At 45.6% G+C, this 15,647-nt stretch carries 15 protein-coding genes; 9 read left to right on the top strand and 6 right to left on the bottom strand.

What is annotated here, in order from left to right; all coding sequences use genetic code 11:
- The 4 genes from merTP to GTK07_RS03450 all read right to left on the bottom strand — a co-directional run bounded on the left by merTP (position 1) and on the right by GTK07_RS03450 (position 1,699).
- Positions 1-588: a mercuric transport protein MerTP gene (gene merTP / locus GTK07_RS03465; RefSeq protein ID WP_163633022.1), complete on the bottom strand. Its 588-nt coding sequence runs from the start codon at positions 586-588 to the stop codon at positions 1-3.
- 101 nt (positions 589-689) lie between these two features.
- On the bottom strand, positions 690-899 hold the full coding sequence (locus GTK07_RS03460) for a hypothetical protein (RefSeq protein WP_072880731.1): 210 nt from the start codon (positions 897-899) through the stop codon (positions 690-692).
- Between the two features lie 42 nt (positions 900-941).
- Positions 942-1,328, bottom strand: a complete 387-nt coding sequence (locus tag GTK07_RS03455; RefSeq protein WP_072880729.1) for a metal-sensing transcriptional repressor — start codon at positions 1,326-1,328, stop codon at positions 942-944.
- Positions 1,325-1,699 carry an ArsR/SmtB family transcription factor gene (locus GTK07_RS03450; RefSeq protein WP_163633020.1) on the bottom strand — a complete coding sequence of 125 codons (375 nt, stop codon included), beginning with the start codon at positions 1,697-1,699 and terminating at the stop codon, positions 1,325-1,327. Before GTK07_RS03450 ends, GTK07_RS03455 begins: the two co-directional genes overlap by 4 nt.
- Positions 1,700-1,818: 119 nt before the next feature.
- Here GTK07_RS03450 and GTK07_RS03445 point away from each other — a divergent pair, with 119 nt between their 5' ends.
- The 9 genes from GTK07_RS03445 to GTK07_RS03405 all read left to right on the top strand — a co-directional run bounded on the left by GTK07_RS03445 (position 1,819) and on the right by GTK07_RS03405 (position 13,584).
- Positions 1,819-2,499: a response regulator transcription factor gene (locus tag GTK07_RS03445; RefSeq protein ID WP_072880725.1), complete on the top strand. Its 681-nt coding sequence runs from the start codon at positions 1,819-1,821 to the stop codon at positions 2,497-2,499.
- Positions 2,496-3,761 (top strand): sensor histidine kinase, encoded by a 1,266-nt coding sequence (locus tag GTK07_RS03440; protein ID WP_072880722.1) that lies wholly within the window; start codon positions 2,496-2,498, stop codon positions 3,759-3,761. Before GTK07_RS03445 ends, GTK07_RS03440 begins: the two co-directional genes overlap by 4 nt.
- A gap of 117 nt (positions 3,762-3,878) precedes the next feature.
- Entirely contained in the window at positions 3,879-5,255 is a 1,377-nt protein-coding gene (locus tag GTK07_RS03435; RefSeq protein ID WP_163633018.1) for a TolC family protein, read from the top strand.
- Positions 5,252-8,395, top strand: a complete 3,144-nt coding sequence (locus GTK07_RS03430; protein ID WP_163633016.1) for an efflux RND transporter permease subunit — start codon at positions 5,252-5,254, stop codon at positions 8,393-8,395. Before GTK07_RS03435 ends, GTK07_RS03430 begins: the two co-directional genes overlap by 4 nt.
- 12 nt (positions 8,396-8,407) lie before the next feature.
- Positions 8,408-9,493 (top strand): efflux RND transporter periplasmic adaptor subunit, encoded by a 1,086-nt coding sequence (locus tag GTK07_RS03425; RefSeq protein WP_072880716.1) that lies wholly within the window; start codon positions 8,408-8,410, stop codon positions 9,491-9,493.
- Positions 9,490-10,215, top strand: a complete 726-nt coding sequence (locus tag GTK07_RS03420; RefSeq protein ID WP_072880714.1) for a superoxide dismutase — start codon at positions 9,490-9,492, stop codon at positions 10,213-10,215. Before GTK07_RS03425 ends, GTK07_RS03420 begins: the two co-directional genes overlap by 4 nt.
- Positions 10,216-10,240: 25 nt before the next feature.
- Positions 10,241-12,394 (top strand): DUF5916 domain-containing protein, encoded by a 2,154-nt coding sequence (locus GTK07_RS03415; protein WP_072880712.1) that lies wholly within the window; start codon positions 10,241-10,243, stop codon positions 12,392-12,394.
- Positions 12,395-12,800: 406 nt separating this feature from the next.
- Positions 12,801-13,205, top strand: coding sequence for a hypothetical protein (locus tag GTK07_RS03410; protein ID WP_072880708.1), 405 nt, complete (start codon positions 12,801-12,803; stop codon positions 13,203-13,205).
- A gap of 46 nt (positions 13,206-13,251) precedes the next feature.
- Positions 13,252-13,584, top strand: a complete 333-nt coding sequence (locus tag GTK07_RS03405) for a YegP family protein (RefSeq protein WP_072880706.1) — start codon at positions 13,252-13,254, stop codon at positions 13,582-13,584.
- A gap of 269 nt (positions 13,585-13,853) precedes the next feature.
- On the opposite strand, the gene GTK07_RS03400 is transcribed toward GTK07_RS03405, so the two are convergent.
- Both GTK07_RS03400 and GTK07_RS03395 read right to left on the bottom strand, forming a co-directional pair.
- Positions 13,854-14,657 (bottom strand): nucleotidyl transferase AbiEii/AbiGii toxin family protein, encoded by an 804-nt coding sequence (locus tag GTK07_RS03400; RefSeq protein ID WP_072880704.1) that lies wholly within the window; start codon positions 14,655-14,657, stop codon positions 13,854-13,856.
- On the bottom strand, positions 14,657-14,977 hold the full coding sequence (locus tag GTK07_RS03395; protein WP_072880702.1) for a DUF6922 domain-containing protein: 321 nt from the start codon (positions 14,975-14,977) through the stop codon (positions 14,657-14,659). The genes GTK07_RS03400 and GTK07_RS03395 overlap by 1 nt, the downstream gene beginning before the upstream one ends.
- Positions 14,978-15,647 lie beyond the last annotated feature (670 nt).

Genomic DNA, 15,647 nt, shown 5'->3' with positions numbered 1-15,647 from the left:
TTACTCTTCTTTTTTATCGGTCACGGTATATCCGGTCGCATTGATGGCCTTTTCTATTTCATCAATATCGGTCTTTGAAGCGTCAAATTCGATCTTAGCGTTCCCTTTTTCGTAGGATGCGGTCGATGAGATAATCCCGGGAAGCTTGTTAACCTCGTGGTCCACATGTGCCTCACAGCCCGCACAAATCATACCATCTATGGAAAACTCAACAGTTCGGATGTTCGATCTGTCCACCACGATTATCTGTTTTCCGACCTTCGGATAAAAAATATGGGCATATAGGGGAAAGGCAAGCATCAGACCTGCAAAAACCGTTATCAATCCCAAAAATGCTTTGCCTTGAACAAAATTGGGTTTGTCTTCCGTTTCGCAGTTGCAATCAACTCCCTTTTTGGGCCTTAGTTTTCGGTACCAAGCAAACCCAAGGACCAAAACGGTCAGTCCAACAAAATAGGGCCTCATCGGGTCCAGCCAAGAAAAGTTCGAGGCCAGCCCGCTCGTACCTGCAACAAGTGCCAATATGGGGGTGATACAGCACAATGAGCTTAACAGGGCCGTTCCCATGGCCATAAAAACATGCTTCATTTGTTCTCTATTATTTGGTAAATGTTCAATATGTTTTCATTTTCCATCCCTTTAAGGTCCAGAAATTGAAAAGGGAGTGGATGTCCCACTCCCCTAACTCCTTACTTTTTCCTGCAGCAGGCCGGGAGTTCCACTGTTGCAGCACTTTCATAGGGACATTCCGGTGTCCCCACCAATGGGCAACCGATTTTTGGACAGTCCGGGGTTCCTTCGAGCGGACAACTGTTATTGCCGGATGCGGTAAGCCCTTGGGCAAGTCCGGTCAAGGTCAACATTCCTGCTGCCACAAGCACTATCATCTTGTTTTTCATGGTCTCTGTTTTTTATATTGGACAATGCCTCCAAGTTAGGGCTCAGGGATGGGGGGTGTCCAAGTTTTTTTCCGATAAATATTTTTTCAGGCGGATCTCGACCCCTTCCGCTTCTTTGAGCTTTTGTGGAACATCTTCGAGGGAAAACTCCGGGAACAGCCTGCGCAACCGTTCTATGTTGTCCTCATCCCCACAGTTTCCAGGGCAGTTTTGGTGCGCGGAAGATATCTTTTCCGCCATGGCCTTTCGGTACACATCGTCCAAAAGTTCAAATATGGCTTTGTCCAAAATGGCCCGGACGGCCTTCAGTTGGAGCAGGATATTCCCTGCCTGCTGTTCGTCATCTACCTGTTCCAACACGTAGTTCAACTGGCCCATGGCCGTTTTGATGGATACTTTGATGTCCCTGGTCAAATCTGAAGAGATCATAATGCTTTTGTTGTTTTCCTTTCGTCCAATATTTCAAAAAAGGGCATGAACAGTTGCCCGTATTCCCCCGCAAGGGAGTAAAAAATGGTCTGTGCACGTCTTTCGCTTTCAAGAAGCCCTCGGTCCTTGAGTTTTCTCAGGTGCTGCGAAACCGCCGGAACTGTCATCCCAAGGATGTCACTGAGATCGCATACACAGAGCCTACCCTCCTCATGGAGCAGGTACAGGATTTTCAACCGAACTTGGTTGCCCGCCAGTGCAAGTCCGTTGGACAGATGTGCGAACGTGCTGCCGAGTTCTTCAACGCTCTCCCTGCAGCGGCCGATCTGCTCCGCATCTGCTTGTTGTCGTATACAGGATATGTTGTTCATGACATGAAGATAGCTAAATATATTATTTAAGCAAATGCTTAAATAAAATTCACTTGCATAATGGTTTATCTTGCTTTGGCAGAATTTCTACAAAATTAATCCCGTACTTTGTTTCCATCATGAAACTGTTGATCGTAGAGGACGAACCGGAATTGCTCCACAACTTGGAAGAATTTGCAGCCCATGAAGGGTTTCAGTACGATCTGGCCTCTGGTTACCGATCCGCCCTGGAACGTATTTCCCTTTATGAATATGACTGTATCATTTTGGACATCAACCTGCCGGGTGGCAATGGGTTCGACCTGCTGAAAATCCTCCACAAAGAAGACAAGACCGATGGGGTCATCATCCTATCCGCCCGGGATTCGTTGGACGATAAGTTAAAGGGATTGGAACTGGGAGCTGATGATTATTTGACCAAACCTTTCTATTTCTCCGAACTCAATGCCCGGATCAAGGCCATTGTCCGAAGAAAACAATTTAAGACCAATAAGCTGGTCCGGTTCGCCAACCTGATCATAGACCCAGATCAATATCTGGTAAGTGTAAATGATACAAATCCAATCTCCCTGACCAAAAAGGAATATGCCATTCTCGCCCACTTGGTCAGCAACCATAAACGGGTCATCACCAAAGTTGCCCTGGCCGAATATATCTGGGGCGATTATGTGGACGAGGCCCAGAGCTTCGATTTTTTGTTCTCCCAGATCCGGAACCTTAAACGGAAACTGAAAAAGGCCAAAGCCCAAGTGGAAATCCACAATATCTATGGGGTGGGATACCAAATCAAGTGCACATGAAGCTGCTTACCTATACCTCCCGTATCCAATTGTTCTTTTTCCTGCTGCTCTTTGGGGTTTTTTCGGTACTGTTCTTTCTGATACTCAGTTGGAATGTTCTGCAAAATGTGGACGAGGTACTGTTTAACCGGAAAATGAATCTTTTGGCATACTTGGAAGAAAATCCCCGAGTACCCTTTGCGGAAGACAACCCACTGGACGATTTCACCTTTTACCCCATAGACCAAAGGACCTTTCAAAAAGGAAAGGAAATCTATTCAGATACCCTGGTCTACGAACCGGTGGACGATGAACTGGACGAATACCGGAAACTCACCGCCCATGTGGAATTGCACGGAAACCTTTACCGGCTGGACATCTTAAAGCCCCACCTGGAAGTGACAGAAATTGTTGGTACCATTGCCATTACCCTGGGAGGGCTGTTTCTGGGGATGACCCTGTGTTATTACCTGTCCCAACGTTTTATATCCATAAAAATATGGAACCCATTCTATGACATGCTGGAGAAGTTGCGGCATTATCGCCTGGATAAACGAATGCCGGCATTACCCAATTCCCAAATCGATGAATTCCGGACACTCTGGGATGCCATTACAGAACTCATGCTAAAAAATAAGGAAGTATTTGACAGTCAAAAGCAGTTCATTGAAAATGCTTCCCATGAAATGCAAACACCTTTGTCCGTTATCCAGTCGCGTTTGGAAGCCCTTATCAGCCAGGAAGAACTTACATTGGAGCAAGCGTCCATCATAGAAAGTATCATCGGATCAACACAACGGTTAAAAAAGTTAAATAAGACTCTGTTGCTTTTGTCCAAGATCGAAAACCGACAATTTCTCCTTACCGAAGAAATTCATATAAATAAGATCGTAAACCGGTCCCTGGCCTATTATGAAGAACAGAAAGTTGCACAGGACATTGATATCATCATAAAAAAAGAAGACGAACTGATGGTTCAGGGAAACGTAATGCTTACCGAAATACTGGTCCAAAACCTGCTTAAAAATGCCTTCCTGCACAACATCCGGGAAGGGAAGGTCATTATTTCAATAATGAAAAACAAGCTTTCCATTGCCAACACAGGAAAGCAAAGAGCCCTGGAAAAAGAAAAACTGTTTCACCGTTTTTATAAACAATCCAGCAACCCGGACACCTGGGGACTGGGACTGGCCATTGCCCACAAAATAGCACAGACCAGTGACTGGGACGTAAGCTATACCCAGCGAGAGGGATTTCATGTATTTACGGTGCTTTTTGAATAATGCCACTTAGGAGCCAAAAACCTAAAATTTTCAAATCCGAATACCCGACGATCTTTTCTTCCAAGATTTCTACAGAATTGGCTTATACATTTGTTTCTCCAAAAAACAAAATATAGAATGTCGACCAATTTCAACGGATTGTTTTGGGCCCTCCTGTTATTCGGGACCGGGAGTTTTGCCCAGGAAAGCATTCCGCTAAAAAAACTGTTGGAAATAGCCCAAGATAATTATCCTTCCATCCAGGCAGCTAAGCTTCGGACACAAGCAGCCATAAGTAATGCAAGAGCCTCCGAGCAAACACTCATTCCCGATATTACAGCATCATACCAGGCCAATTATTCTACGTACAACAATCTGACAGGAATGTTCTATCCCGAATTTGTATTGCCCGTAAGTGGACCTCCTTCGATGGATAACAGTAGTGAAATGGTATTTGGCAGCGCGGCCAGTTTATTGCTTAAATGGGAAGCCTTCACTTTCGGGCGCAGGGCCAATGCCATAAAAGCCGCGAAAAGCCATGTAGGGGAAAAGACAGGCGAACTTGATCTTACCACCTTTAAACATCAAGTCAACCTTACCGATACGTATTTGAACTTTCTCCTGGCAAATGAGGTATTAAAGAGCCTGCAAAGCAACCTTGAGCGCTCGAAAATAAATTATGAACAGTCTGTACGCCTGGCCCAAAACGGTTTAATTGCGGGCGTGGATACGGCCCGCTTTCAATCGGCTTTCTCCAATGCAAAGATCCAGACGTTAAATCAAAAAAGACGATTGCATGAATTGAAGAATCAGCTGCAATTATATATAGCATCCGAATTACCGGAAGACCTCTCAGATGAAAATTTCTTCAGAAGTCTCCCCGGTTTTGATATGGATACACCGGTATTCGACCATCCGAAGGCGCAATTAGCACAATCTGAATGGCAGACGGCACAGTATCAATATAAAACTTCACAAAAAAGGGGAATGCCTTCTTTAAGTTTATGGGGCACGGTAAATGGCAGGGGATCCGGGGTAGAAATCGATGCAAATGGCAACCTGTTTGTTGAAGACGTCGTCAGGGGTTTTGACATAAATCAGTTTAATTACGGCATCGGCCTTCAACTATCCATCCCTATTACACAGCAGTTTCGCTACCATTCAAAAAGTAAAGTATTAAAGTATCAGGCGGATGCCCTGGAGGAAGAATTCAAAGAGATCCGTTTGGAGTTAAAGCAACAACAAAATACCGCAGATTCGACATTACAAACGGCCATCCTCGTGGCTCGGGAATTACCTACTCAATATAAGAATGCACAGTTTTCATACGCCGCTTTAAAAACACAATACGCATCAGGATTGGTAAATTTTACGGAGTTGGCCGAAGCACAGCACGAATTAGTTGCTACAGAGATCAATCATCGAAAGGCCTTTTTGGAAGTATGGAAGGCCTTGCTTTACAAAGCTGCGGTATACGGTAATTTGGAAATATTTTTAAATGAATTGAACAAATGATACGGCTCATCATAAGTGCTTTACGCAAACCCATTACTGTTATAGTGGCCCTTTTGGCTATCGTTTTCTTTTCGGTCTTGGCCATTCGCAACATGGCAGTGGACATTTTCCCCAGGCTGGGGACTCCTGCCATTTATGTGGCACAGACCTATGGCGGACTCGCACCCGACCAGATCGAGGGGTTTATGACCTCATATTATGAATACCATTTCCTTTATATCAACGGTATTAATGAAGTGGAAAGTAAAACCATTCAGGGAGTTTCACTGATGAAACTTACCTTTCACGAAGGTACGGATATGTCACAGGCATTGGCAGAAACGGTAGCCCAGGTAAACAGGTCCCGTGCCTTTATGCCGCCAGGCACAGTACCTCCCTTCATCACCCGTTTTGATGGAGGGGGCGCCCCTGTGGGGCAGTTGGTTTTCAGTAGTGAAACCCGATCCAATGCTGAAATTCAGGATTTGGCGCTTTTTAAAGTACGCCCCAAGTTTGCTTCCATCCCCGGTGTATCGGCACCCCCTCCATTTGGTGGGAATCAACGTACGGTGCTCATCAAGGCCAACCCGGAAAAACTCCGCAGTTACCATATCAGTCCGGACGAACTGGTTACAGCCCTGGCCAAAGGAAATACCATTGCACCTTCGGGTAATATCCGTACTCAGAACCAACTTCTTATCTCCAATCAGAATACAGTGGTAAGCGACATTAAAGAATTAGAGAACATCCCGCTTACCTCCGGTTCCGGAGCTGCTGTATATGTGCGCGACGTGGCTGAAGTGCAAAATGGTGCAGACGTCGCTACCGGCTATGCTTTGGTAAACGGCAAACGTTCCGTATATATTCCGGTAACCAAACGCTCCAGCGCTTCCACGTGGGATGTGGTGAAGCGCATCAAAGCCGCACTACCTGAAATGCAGGCGGCGGTTCCTGACGATATTAAAGTAAGCTATGAGTTTGATCAATCGGGTTATGTTATCAATTCCCTAAAAAACCTCTCGTTCGAGGGTTTTTTAGGAGCTTTGCTGACAGGGATCATGGTATTGCTTTTTCTTTCGGACAAGAGAAGCGCCCTAATCGTAGTCCTTACCATCCCATTAGCCATTTTATCGGCAGTTGTATGCCTGTATCTCTCCGGCCAAACCCTGAATATTATGACTTTGGGCGGTTTGGCCCTTGCTATAGGTATTCTGGTGGACGAATCAACAGTAACGATAGAAAACATACACCGGCATTTGGAAAAGGGAAAACCCAAATCCCGGGCCATACTGGAGGCTTGTAAAGAAATTGCACTTCCAAAACTGCTCATCCTTGTCAGTATTTTGGCTGTTTTTGTCCCGTCTTTCTTTATGTCTGGTACCCCAAGGGCCATGTTCTTGCCCCTTACCCTCGCTGTAGGCTTTTCCATGATCGCTTCCTTTATTTTGTCGCAAACCCTAGTACCCGTATTGTCCAATTGGTGGTTGAAAGACAAGCCTATAAATCATCAGGATGCCCATGGAAGGTTCGATCGGTTCAAAGACAAATTGCTGGGTTATACAAAACGGATCTTTCAATTGCGCAACATTGTTATTCCCGCTTATGTTGTTGGCCTGGCCGGTATATTGTTGCTGTTGTTCTCCATAATAGGGACCGAAATATTCCCCAAGGTCAATTCAGGGCAATTGCAGGTACGTGTACGGATGCCCGATGGAACACGGGTCGAGACTACGGAAGAAAAAACCAAGGAATTTTTAAGTATCGTCGAAGAGGTTGTAGGAAAGAAAAATATCGAGATTACCTCTGCTTTTGTAGGCATCCAGCCCCCAAGCTACCCGGTCAACACCATTTTTCTCTGGACGAGCGGGCCGCATGAAGGGGTGGTCAAGATCAAATTGAAAGATACCAAAACGGACCTGGATGAGCTCAAGGAGGCCCTCAGGGAGAAAGTTGGCGAACGCATTCCCAAAATGGACCTTTCGTTTGAACCTGCCGACCTGGTAGACCAGGTAATGAGCCAGGGGGCCAACACATCCGTTGAGATCGCCATACAAGGGAAAAACCTGGAAGCATCAAAACAGTTTGCACAACAAGTTAAACATAAAATGGATGAACTGCCTTTCATGCGGGATGTGCAGTTTGGAATCCCATTAAATTATCCATCCATTAACATAGAGTACGATCGCGTAAGAGCAGGACAATTGGGGCTGACCATTGAAGATATCAGCCGTTCGGTAACGGCCGCCACATCGTCCAGCCGTTTCACACAACCGAATTACTGGTTGGATGCAAGTTCCGGAAATGCCTATCAGGTACAGGTAGAGTTCCCCCAATTTCTGGTGAATGAACCTGAGGACATAAACCGCGTACCGTTAAAATCCGACAATGGCAACACGGTATATGTCAGGGATGTAAGCAAATGGGAATCTTCCACCATGATCGGGGAGTACGATCGTCTTAACCAACAGCGTTTTATTACCGTTACAGGGAATATTCATGCTATGGACTTGGGCACGGCTATCAAGCAGGTAAAACAACAAGTAGCTACATTGGGGGATCCACCTGTTGGGATGAGCATAAAATACCGCGGGTTGGCAGAAACACTCTCAAAAACATTTGACGAATTAAGTACGGGACTGCTTTTAGCCGTAATAGTGATCTTCCTGTTGCTCGCTGCCAGTTTTCAGTCCTTCAGGCTGTCTTTGGCAGTGCTTTCAACTATTCCCGCCGTAGTTGCCGGTTCATTTCTTTTGCTTTGGTTAAGTGGAAACACCTTAAATATTCAATCATTTATGGGGAGTATTATGGCCATCGGGGTGGCCGTTGCCAATGCCATTCTGTTTGTTACCATTGCAGAACAGTACCGCAAAGAAAACAACCCTGAAATACAGGTCCATTTCCTTGGGATCAAGGATCGTATTCGTCCAATTATCATGACCAGTTTGGCCATGATAGCAGGAATGACTCCCATGGCACTGGGTATGGGAGAAGGCGGGGAACAAACAGCCCCTTTGGGGATTGCAGTCATTGGAGGACTGTTGTTTTCCGTATTCGCCACCATCCTGGTACTGCCCTCCATCTATTGGCTATTGATAGGCAAAAGACCATATAAAAGCATATCACTTGATCCGGATGATGAAAATAATGTTAAGAGCAATTAAAATAACCGAAAAATGAAATCTAACCTTTTTTATATCGCTATCCTGGCTTTCACTACGGTGTCATGCATTAATAAAAGTACCGGGACTGTATCAAATACCGCAGCAGAAGCGCTCCGGGCCATGGAAGTCATAGAAGTGCAAAGTCAACCGATTCAACAAACGCTGAAACTGCCCGGTGAACTACACCCTTTTGAAAGAGCAAATATTTTTGCCAAAGTGAAAGGTTATGTAAAAGAAGTACGGGTTGATATTGGGGATAAAGTTGAAAAGGGACAGGTATTGATGCGTATAGAAGCCCCAGAAATGCAATCTGAGTATACTGAAGCAGTAAGCGAAGCTGCTTCCGCCAGAGCGGATTACACTACGGGCAAAGACCAATATGAAAGGTTAAAGCATGCCGCAGAAACACCAGGTACCGTTGCCGCCTCAGACCTGGTACGTGCCAAAAATAAAATGGATGCCGACAGCGGCCGTATGCAGGCCCAAAACGCTAGGGTCTCGGCAAAAAGAGATTTATTGGGTTATCTCACCATTACCGCCCCGTTTTCCGGAATAATCTCCGTCCGCAATGTGGATGCAGGGGATTTTGTGGGGGATAACACGGACAAGGCTGCATTTGTAATAGAAAACAATACCAGACTACGGCTGAAAGTCCCCTTACCGGAAGCCTCGACAGGGAATGCGGCCCGGGATAGTATTACATTCACCGTTGAATCCCATCCCGGGAAAACCTTTCACGGTACATTCTACAAAAGAGCGCATAGCATCACCCCTGAGACAAGGACGGAGTTATGGGAGTTTTTGGTAGACAATGGGAACAGGGAACTACAGGCCGGGCTTTTTGCGCAGACCCATGTTCAACTGCGAAGAAAAGAAAACGGTATCTTTATTCCCAATAGCGCGGTCCTGACCACCTTAAAACGAAAAGCCGTTGCAAAGGTGCTCGAAGGCAAAATACAATGGGTCGATGTGACCACCGGAATTAAGGACGCGTCACATACCGAAGTTTTCGGAGAGGTCAAACCCGGCGACCTTTTACTTATCAATCCCAACGAAGAACTCAAAGAAGGTTTAACCATAAAAACAGTAATGAAATGAATCGAAAAGAATTCTTGAGAAACAGTGCCATCATAGGCGGAGCGACCATCCTGCCCGTCAATAGTGTTTTTTCACAGAACGTTACCGAAAACGGTATAGACAAACTGGTGGATAGCGAAGGTAATTTTATTCAACAGTCCCTTCCGTACAATAAAAATTTCCTGGAACCCCACATGGACGAGGAGACCCTACACCTTCACTATGAGTTCCACCACGGCGGAGCAGTAAAAGGGGCCAATAAGGATTTGAAGCAGATCAAACAACTTCTCCAAGAGGGTAATATGGACATGACAGACCTTTGGACCAGAAAACTGGCGTATCACTTTTCCAGTCATGTGCTGCACACCATTTTCTGGACGAACCTGACCAATAAAAAAACAGAACCCAAAACAGAACTGCTTCGGCAGATTGAAAAGGATTTCGGGTCGTTTGACCGTCTCCAAGCTTATATGGCCAAAGTATCCAAATCCGTGGAAGGTAGCGGTTGGGGGATTTTAGGATACCAGCCCTATTCCCGGTCGTTGACTTTGTTGCAATGTGAAAACCATCAGAAATTGACCCAATGGGGCGTGGTCCCGCTTTTGGTGATCGATGTATGGGAACATGCCTATTACCTGAAATACAAAAACAAAAGAGGTGATTTTGTGGATACTTTACTGGAGATCATTGACTGGGACAATGTAGCGGAACGGTTTTTAACAGCCAAAAGGCTGCATGGGTGATTTTCTGTAATAAAATAAACACGCAATGAAAAGGCTGTTGTCCAGCTTAACCGTTTCGGTCATTTTATCCCATGCAACAGCACAGACCGGTCAACCAAATAATATCTATGCGCATTATACACAACATGCCATACAACTGGATGGAAAGTTGGACGAACAGGCCTGGCAGCAGGCCATACGCATTGGCAATTTCACGCAACGGGAACTGAATGTCGGAGAGCCGGCCAGCGAAAGAACGGAAGTGGCCATCATTTATACCGCCAAAACCCTTTATGTCGGATTTTGGGGCTATGACAGCGAACCGGAAAAATTGGTGGCACGTGAAATGAAAAGGGATTTTAGTTGGGGAAATGAAGATAACTTTGAAGTGATCATCGACACCTACAATGACGACCGCAACGGTTTTCTTTTTGTCATCAACCCCAATGCCGCACGGGCAGATGCCCAAGTGCTCAATAACGGGGATGCGTTCAACAAATCCTGGGACGGGGTTTGGAACGCCAAGACCACCATTACCCCTGAGGGCTGGTTTGCCGAAATGGAAATCCCCTTTTCCACCTTAAAGTTCCGGACCGATATGGCCAAACAGGTCTGGGGCATCAATTTTGAGCGCAACATCCGCCGAAAACGGGAACAACTGCTCTGGCAGGGGTGGTCCCGCGATTCGGAACTGGAACTGCTCAACCGCGCCGGAACGCTTACAGGACTGGACAGCATTGTCAATAAAGATTTTATCGAGGTAAAACCCTATGCCATTGGCGGTGGGGAACTGACCCCTGACCAAAACAACGGACAATGGGATATTGGCGGTGATATCAACTACCTCATCACGCCCACCCTGCGCATGAACCTGACCTTCAACACGGACTTTGCCCAGGTGGAGGCCGACCAGCAACAGATCAACCTGACCCGGTTCCCTTTATTTTTTCCCGAGCGCAGGGAGTTTTTCCTGGAAGGACAGGACTTTTTTGATATGGGAATGGGAAATCAGATCATTCCCTTTTACAGCCGGAGGATAGGGTTGGCAGAAGACCGTTCCACCGTGCCCATTATTGCCGGGGCAAGGCTCTTGGGCAAGGTAAAGAATTCAACCTTGGGGGTAATGTCCATCCAAACAGCAAACCGGGACAGCATTCCCACTACCAACTATTCCGTAATGAGCTGGAGACAGGATGTATTGGAGCAATCTTCCGTGGGCATCCTTTCGGCCAACAAATATGAGAATGGTCGGTTGCACAGTACTACGGGGGCTTACGGGCTGTACAGTACCTCCAAGCTCTTTGGCGACAAAAACCTGAATATAGGAGCTGCTTTTACCCAGAATTACAACTCGGACGGTTTTAATGGAAAAGCCAATGCCAACCGTATTTATCTGAGTTATCCCAATGATAAGGTAGAGTTTGATATGGCCTGGCAGCGGAGTGCCGCCGCTTTCAATCCGGAAATGGGTTTCCTCCGCAGGGACAACTTTCAGGAATTTTATACGGAACTGGAGTGGAAACCCCGGCCCAAGAACTTCCTGAAATGGATTCGCCAGTTCAGTTTTAAGGGCTTGGACATGAATTATTTTATCTTTGATGATACCGGGAACTTGCAGAGCTTTTTTTATGAGGTGAGGCCCTTGGGGTTTGAGACCCGCAGCGGGGAGTTTTTTGAATTCAACCTGCAAAGAAGGGCAGAAAACTTTCGGGAACCCTTTGAGATCTCAGAAGGCATTACCATTCCCGAAGGCGAATACTGGTACAACCGTATGGAGATCCAGGCAGCGACTTTTGAAGGACGTCCCCTGTCGGGTTATACCAAGATCAGCTGGGGAGATTTTCTGGACGGTAAAAGCACGGAAAGCCAATTCGAACTTGAATGGAGGGCCAACCGCTATTTTAAAATAGGGGCCAACTATGAGAAAAATTGGATAGACCTGCCCCGAGGGAGTTTTGATACGGACCTGATCGGTACCCGAATATCGTATGCCGTAAACCCCAACCTGTTCGGGTCATTGTTTTCACAGTGGAACAGTGAGGATGAAGAGGTACTTCTTAATTTTCGCCTGCAGTGGATCCCCATTATCGGGGCTGATTTCTTTTTTATCATTAACCAGGCGTATGACACTACAGGTGGTACATGGACATTGGAACGTACCACTATTTTAGGGAAACTGATATGGAGGTTTGTAATCTAAAAGGAAAGGATATGGCACACCTGTTCAATGCAATCGAATAAAAGGATTTCAATTTAATAAAAAGTAGCGGTATAGGCCCATGCCGATCTCGGGAACCACTACTGGTGACTTGGCTTCTTTGGGCCTTTTAGTTCCATTGGCGTTTCCAATAGCTTCTTTGGTCAATTGATCCTTGACATCCTTGTTGGATGTCTTTTGTCTTGTTACCGTTTTTTTGGTTAAACAAATTTGAACATGGAACAAATAGTAGACAAAATTTTGGCGCGGCAAGGAAATAGAAAAAAGGAGGGAGGAACAGCTTTAAAGGCCGTCCGTGTTGCCAAGGATTGGTAACGTCAAAGACATGAGGTTCCATGGTTTGGCACAGCTTTTGATTCCAAATATGTGGACTTAAAAACCACATATCATGAAAACCAAAATATTGTTTATGGCATTCGTCATTCTTATTGTTGGACAGGCCATGGCCCAACATGGAGACAAGGACTGGAAACATCGAAAGGAACTCCACAAAAAAGAAATTGAACGGCAGCGGGAGTATGATAAAAAAACGGCCGAGCACCGCAGGGAAATGTGGAAACGGGAACGGGAGCACTATCGCGAACTGGCCAAGGAGGAAAGGGAATACCACAAAGAACTGAGAAAACGGGAATTGGAGCATTTGAGGGAATGCCACGCCTGTGACCACGGTTTTTACCATAATGATGGCTATTACTATGAAGAGGAGGTATATTACTCCAGAAGGACCGGGGCACCTGTTTCAGTGGATGCCGAATTCATGTTCCGAAATGGGTTGGTGCGGGTACGGCTATAATCTTTTTTTCTTATCTTGTAGGGACTGAACACAAAACCATTTACTTATGCAAAAATTCGAGATCTACAGGGACAAGGGCGGTGAATTCAGGTTCCGCCTGAAAGCGGCCAACGGACAGAACATCCTTGCCAGCGAGGGCTACAGGGCCAAATCGGGATGCACCAACGGTATCGACTCCGTGCGGAGGAACTCACAGGACGACGACATGTACGAGCGTCTGGAATCATCCAGTGGAAAACCGTACTTTAACCTTAAGGCCGCCAACGGACAGGTCATCGGAACCAGTGAGATGTATTCCTCCCACAGTGCCATGGAGAATGGCATCGCATCGGTCAAGAACAATGCACCTGGGGCTACCGTCGAGGATTTGACCCAATGAGAATCCTACCAAGTCTGTAAATATTGAAAAGCTGTCCTTTATAGGGCAGTTTTTTTGGGCTAAATTAAATCCTTCTTTATTTTAAGAAATTAGAAATAAATATTTTGTCCATATTTACAGTTTGGATTTTATATATATTACAAACATTTATAAATCCCTGGTTTTCTCATATATACCTTTGGACACCTTCCAGAAAGCCCCAGAAGCATAAGAGTGGCCTTTCCTTAATTTTAACCATTGGAAGTTTAGATGATCGGGATTAGGGTCGATCATAATCCCATCCCTCTATCTTTTCTTCTGGCAGGCATGTTCTTCTGCGGGGTAATCTTTAACCCTGTCTGTTCGGCGAGCCCCCTGACCTTGGTTTCCCATTGTCTGGCCACATTGACAAAGGTTCTATATATTTCGGGGGAGTTCTTGGTCAGGATGATCTGGTTTCCTCCCATGGACAGATCCTTGGCGTTGTTGAAGTTTATCAAGCGCCCCAGATCATCGACCAGGTCATTCGCGCCTTCGAACCCCTCCTTGTTGAATATGTTCCTGTGCTCCGTTCCTTGAAAGGCTTTCTTTCTTGTCAAATATTGCTGGTAAATCCCGTCCAGGCCATAACGGTCGCTCAAAAGGACCAGATCGTACAGGTCCTTTCGTGTCCCCCGATTGGCCATGGACTCCAACTTGAGCGGGGCTATATCCATATCACCTATCAAGCGGATACCGTCAACGATCTCTACTTTTTGTAGCAGCCCTAGGTTCTGGATGACATCCAGCTTGACTTGGTGTCCTTCCTTTTGGAGTATTCCGGTGATCCAAGAGAACTGTTCGCTCTCCCTGTTGTTGATGACCAATTTCGATTCCGGGTACAATTTGGAAAGTTCTGAATGGATCTCAAAAATCTTTCCAATGCCGATCACATCGCTGCTGAACAGATCAATGTCAACGGACAGCCTGTGATCGTACTTGATCGCCAAGTTGGTCCCCCCTCCCAAATGGAAGCCTTCCAAAAAGGGAAGTTCCATTAGTTCCTTTATAAGATTATAAAGTTGTTCGGGCACACCTTGTCGTTTCCCTTCCATCAAAACGACCTATAGTATAAAAAATCCTTTTTGGGAATGTTGTACCTGGAGGACAGGATGTCGAACACCTCGTTCGATCGGATATCCCTGTGGGCCTTTGCACGCCTTTTGATCATTCCTACGGGGTATATCTCCTCCAACCTGTCCAGGGCACCGGGAACATTGGACCATCTCAGAATCCTGTCGATGATGAACCCGGCGTTCTTTTTCAAAAAGACACGGCTGGGGTCCACGTCCCAAAAGAATCCCTTTTCAAATATCCCTTCAATGGACCTGTCCCCTTTAATTCCTGAATCGATATGTACATTTCGTTTTTCCACTTCGACTCAAAGTTAAGACATTATTATATAACACAATACATGTGCCATTTTGCCATGGGAGGGTGCACCCTGTCGGGTGCCCTTTTGTGGAAAGGGAAAAGAAGAAAAGTTGGATATTCCCTTGTATTCCATAACAAGACACAAATAAATATTTAATGATTTGTATGATCGTACATTTGATCATTTAGATAAATATGTGCGTCATGAAAAATGGAACGGAACCAGGGACAATGTTTGCAATGATAATTTAAAATCAATGATATGTTGAAGGAGCGGTATTTTTCTCCCTTCCTATTTCGGTCCATACAGGCATTAAAATCGGATTGGACAAAACGTACTAGGGCAAATCCCAAAATACGAGGCTCATCCGTCAGATTTCATTAATTTGGACAATTGTGCTTTTCAGCCCTTCCGAGACAGCTCGGTCCACGCCCATTATCCAAAGGATGGATTGAATTTTTCGTAAGGTCTGGTCAGATAGATAAGCGCCCAACATAGTTGATTTTAAAAAAAACGGTCATTCTTTCCCCTTTCCATGGAAATCCCTGGTTCAGGTTCTATGCGATTTTTGATTTTCCCTTCTAAAAAGATGCTCCAATGATTTACCGTACATAAGGCTGTGTACGGCAAATTCCTTGCAAACAATCCATAGACTTTAGGTTTGCCATAT

Source organism: Flagellimonas sediminis (genome assembly GCF_010500845.1).
GTDB lineage: Bacteria > Bacteroidota > Bacteroidia > Flavobacteriales > Flavobacteriaceae > Flagellimonas > Flagellimonas sediminis.
This window is presented reverse-complemented; position numbering and strand designations above follow the sequence as displayed.

Coding starts and splice junctions, on each gene's coding strand:
- GTK07_RS03435 (WP_163633018.1), top strand. CDS start 3,879: ATGTCGACCAATTTCAACGGATTGTTTTGGGCCCTCCTGTTATTCGGG.
- GTK07_RS03455 (WP_072880729.1), bottom strand. CDS start 1,328: ATGATCTCTTCAGATTTGACCAGGGACATCAAAGTATCCATCAAAACG.
- GTK07_RS03420 (WP_072880714.1), top strand. CDS start 9,490: ATGAATCGAAAAGAATTCTTGAGAAACAGTGCCATCATAGGCGGAGCG.
- GTK07_RS03460 (WP_072880731.1), bottom strand. CDS start 899: ATGAAAAACAAGATGATAGTGCTTGTGGCAGCAGGAATGTTGACCTTG.
- GTK07_RS03405 (WP_072880706.1), top strand. CDS start 13,252: ATGCAAAAATTCGAGATCTACAGGGACAAGGGCGGTGAATTCAGGTTC.
- GTK07_RS03450 (WP_163633020.1), bottom strand. CDS start 1,699: ATGAACAACATATCCTGTATACGACAACAAGCAGATGCGGAGCAGATC.
- GTK07_RS03425 (WP_072880716.1), top strand. CDS start 8,408: ATGAAATCTAACCTTTTTTATATCGCTATCCTGGCTTTCACTACGGTG.
- merTP (WP_163633022.1), bottom strand. CDS start 588: ATGAAGCATGTTTTTATGGCCATGGGAACGGCCCTGTTAAGCTCATTG.
- GTK07_RS03430 (WP_163633016.1), top strand. CDS start 5,252: ATGATACGGCTCATCATAAGTGCTTTACGCAAACCCATTACTGTTATA.
- GTK07_RS03415 (WP_072880712.1), top strand. CDS start 10,241: ATGAAAAGGCTGTTGTCCAGCTTAACCGTTTCGGTCATTTTATCCCAT.
- GTK07_RS03445 (WP_072880725.1), top strand. CDS start 1,819: ATGAAACTGTTGATCGTAGAGGACGAACCGGAATTGCTCCACAACTTG.
- GTK07_RS03400 (WP_072880704.1), bottom strand. CDS start 14,657: ATGGAAGGGAAACGACAAGGTGTGCCCGAACAACTTTATAATCTTATA.
- GTK07_RS03410 (WP_072880708.1), top strand. CDS start 12,801: ATGAAAACCAAAATATTGTTTATGGCATTCGTCATTCTTATTGTTGGA.
- GTK07_RS03440 (WP_072880722.1), top strand. CDS start 2,496: ATGAAGCTGCTTACCTATACCTCCCGTATCCAATTGTTCTTTTTCCTG.